We start from the raw sequence: 3,055 nt of genomic DNA on the forward strand, positions 1-3,055 counted from the left end.
ACCCGTGCGGTACATCCGCTCACCCGCACCACCGAACGGGCACGCCACGAAACGCTCCGACGTCAGCCCGGGACGCCCGACATAGCCGCGCGCCAACCCCGCACCAGCCAGGTACAACTCACCCGCCACACCCACCGGCACCGAACGCAGCGCCGAATCCAGTACAAAGGCATGGGAGTTGGGCAGCGGCTTTCCGATGGGTGCCGTGCCGGTGCCGTCTCCGTCGTCGTACCAGGCCGTGGAGTACACCGTGGCCTCGGTCGGGCCGTAGATGTTGGCCAGCCTGGCTCCGGGAATCCGCGCGCGGATCTCACGGACCAGGGCAGGAGGAAGCGCCTCGCCGGCCAGGACCACGTTGTCGGCGGTCAGGCTCACCCCGTCGTGGGCGAGGAGCGCGCCCAGGGCGGAGGGCACCCCGCTGATCAGCGTCCCGCTCCACTCGTCGCACTCGGCCACGGCCAGGAGGTCACGGACGATCTCGATCCGACCACCGGTCAGCAGCGGCATCAGGGTGTCGAAGACCGAGACGTCGAAGTTCAGCGAGGTCGACGCCAGGACGTGCTGCAGCCGCGCCGCACCGAAGTCGTCGAGGGCCCACGCGGCCAGGTCCGCCATGTTCCGGTGCGAGATCACCACGCCCTTGGGACGACCCGTCGACCCCGAGGTGTAGATGACGTAGGCGGCATTGGCGGGGCGCGGCAGTGCGCGCGCAACCGCTCCGGCGGGCCCACCACCGGTCAGGTCGAGGCCGTCGATCTCCAGACGGTCCACCTGGCCCGGCAGCTCGATCCCGGTCTCGGTCACCACCAGGACGGGTGCGGCGTCGTCCATCATGTACGCGATGCGGTCCGCCGGGTAGGCGATGTCGACCGGCAGGTAGGCGGCACCGGACTTCAGCACCGCGAGCACCGCGACCACCATGTCCAGGCCACGCGGCAGCGCCACCGCGACCACGTGCTCCGGGCCGGCGCCACGGATGACCAGCTCGTCGGCAAGTCGCTCCGCCCGCCCGTTCAGCTCCGCATAGGTGAGCTGGGTGTCGCCGAAGACCACCGCCGTGTTGCCCGGCGTGCGGGCGGACTGCGCCTCGAAGAGCTCGGGGAACGTCGCCGCGGGGATCGGCAGCGTCGTGCCGCTGCACTCCTCCAGCACCCGCTGACGTTCGTCCGTGGACAGGACGTCAATGCGGCCCAGCGGCAGGGACGGCTCGGCGAGCAGGGTCACCAGCACCCGCTGGATCCGCGCGCCGATCTCCTCGATGTCCTGCGGCCCGAAGACCCCGGGGTCGTACCCCATGTGCAGAGCGAGCGTGTCGCCGTCCTTCATGATGGCGATGCTGAGCGGATAATGGGTGGCGTCCGTGCCGTTGAAGCCGGTGGCCCGCACGCCGCCGGCGATGGTCAGGGCATCGGGGTCGATCGGGTAGTTCTCGAACACCGTGAGCGTGTCGAAGAGTTCACCCACACCCGCGAGGCGCTGGATGTCGGCGAGACCCAGATGCTGGTGAGCCATCAGCTCCACCTGCTGGGACTGCACCTCGGCCAGCAGCTCCTCCAGCGAGGACGCCGCATCCAGCCGCACCCGCACCGGAACCGTGTTGATGAACAGGCCGACCATCGACTCGACCCCGGCCACCTCCGGCGGACGGCCCGAGACCGTCGCACCGAAGACCACGTCATCGCGCCCGGTCAACCGCCCCAGCACGATCGCCCAGGCCGCCTGCACCACCGTGTTCAGCGTGACACCGCGACCACGCGCCCACGACTCCAGAGCGGAGGCGTCGGGGAGCTTGACCTCCAGACGCTCGGGCATCGTCCGCGCCCTGGTCCCGGAGTCCGCGACCAGGTGCGTCGGCTCCTCCAGCCCGTCCAGGGCGCGGGACCACGCCTGCTCGGCCTCCTCGCGGTCCTGGCCGGCCAGCCAGGTCACGTAGTCCCGGTACGGCGTGATCTGCGGAAGGCCCAGGGTGCTCCCGTCGGCCGCGTAGGCGGCGAACAGATCCTGCATCACCAGCGGCATCGACCAGCCGTCGAGGATGATGTGGTGGTTGGTCACCACGAACAGCCACTGGTCATCGTCCAGTCGGGCCAGGGCGAAGCGGAGCAGGGGCGGTCGGGTCAGGTCGAAGCGGCCGCGTTCCTCGTCCAGGAGCCGGGCCAGCCACTCCTCCCGTGCCACGGGATCCAGACCGCGTAGGTCCTCCTCACGCCACGGTGCATCCACCCGCGTGGCAACCGCCTGCACGGTCGCGCCCGAGGACAGCACGCGGAACCCGGCCCGCAGGCTCGCATGCCGGTCCAGCAGCGCCTGGCAGGCCCGACGCAGAGAAGGCACCGACAGCGCGCCCGACAGCTCCAGACGCAGCTGGCTCGTGTAGACGTCCACCGCATCGTCGTCGTATCGGGCGTGGAAGACCATGCCCTCCTGCACCGGCGACAACGGCCAGACATCCTCCAACTCGACCTCTGCCGACTTCAGTTCGGCGATGTCCGCGGAGGTGAGCGCGACCAGCGGAAAGTCCGACGGCGTGTGACCACCCGAACCCGGCTGCTCCACGTGCGCAACCAACGCGCGCAGAGCCGTCGACCAGCCGTCCAGCAGCTCCCGGACCTCCGCCTCCGCGAACAGCGCGCCGGGCCAGGACACGCTGACCACCAGGTGGGGACCGTCGGCACGGTCCTCGGTCATCGCGTTGATCGTCAGCGCGTGCCCCATCGGAGCCCCGGCATCGGGACCGGGGTCCGCCGACTCCGGCGCCGGGGACCACGGGTCCGTCCCGTCATTGCCCGCGAACCGGCCGAGGTAGTTGAAGACGATCTCCACGCCAGCCTTCTCCTCCAACTCTCCGAGGCGCGCGGCGGTCTGCGGGTTCAGATAGCGCAGCAGCCCGTAGCCCAGACCGTGGTCGGGCAGCGACCTCAGGTGCTCCTTCACCCGCTTCACCGCCTCACCCAACGCGACACCACCCGCGAGGGCTTCCCCGACGTCCAGACCCTCAAGGTCCAGACGCACCGGGAAAAGGCTGGTGAACCAGCCCACCGTGCGGCTCAGGTCC

Annotated in this window: 1 protein-coding gene; it reads right to left on the reverse strand. The window is 70.3% G+C overall.

Translation table 11 applies throughout. The features are described 5' to 3' along the window. The coding region (locus ACIQIB_RS39345; protein ID WP_400764270.1) for an amino acid adenylation domain-containing protein at window positions 1–3,051 on the reverse strand (3,051 nt) is incomplete at its 3' end. Window positions 3,052–3,055 lie beyond the last annotated feature (4 nt).

The sequence above is a fragment of the Kitasatospora sp. NPDC092286 genome (genome assembly GCF_044755565.1).
Lineage (GTDB): Bacteria > Actinomycetota > Actinomycetes > Streptomycetales > Streptomycetaceae > Kitasatospora.